Annotated in this window: 1 protein-coding gene; it reads right to left on the minus strand. The window is 28.5% G+C overall.

Annotation, left to right across the window (positions count from 1 at the left end; all coding sequences use genetic code 4):
- On the minus strand, nucleotides 1-639 hold a 639-nt coding region (locus tag OF364_RS03015), incomplete at both ends, for a V-type ATP synthase subunit I domain-containing protein (RefSeq protein ID WP_263774134.1).

Below are 639 nucleotides of genomic sequence, written 5' to 3' on the forward strand. Positions count from 1 at the left end.
GCTGAATAGTGTTTTGAGGTTGCACTATTTTTAACTTTTTCAGCATTTTCTTTAATCTTACTTAATTTTTTAATAATTTCTTTAAGCTCATCAATATTTTTTGCATTAATTGCAGCAGTTACATTTGGTTTTAAATTATTAAATGCTTCTTTTTCTTTAGCTAAAGCATCTGTTATTTCTTTTTTATCTTTAGTATTTTCTGTATTTAGAGTATTGTAAATACCACTAACTTCATCGGTTAGCGTTTTTAGTTGTTTTAGAACAACATCAAGTTTTTGATGTTTAGTGTTTTCTGGTTTGTTTTCAGTATTATGTTTTTGAATAGCAGATTTTAGTTCGGTGTCTAGTTCGGGTAAAATGCTATCCAATGAATCAATATTGCCTTTAGCACCATTAGCTTCATCACGTTTTGCTTCAAGGTTTTTAATAACTTCTTTTAAGTCTTTTTCTAAAGCGTCAACTCTAGCATCTTCACCTTTAGCTTTATCTAAAGCTTCTTGTGTTTCAGTAATTTTATCATCAATTTCTTTTTCTAAGTCTTCAGCTTTAGTTTCATATTCTTTATATTTATTAGTAATAGCTAAAGTTTTAGCATCAGCTGCTTTTTGTTTTGCTGCTCTTAGTTTTTCTAAAGCGGCT

Origin of the sequence: Mycoplasma enhydrae (assembly GCF_025779955.1) — a bacterium.
Lineage (GTDB): Bacteria > Bacillota_I > Bacilli_A > Mycoplasmatales > Metamycoplasmataceae > Metamycoplasma > Metamycoplasma enhydrae.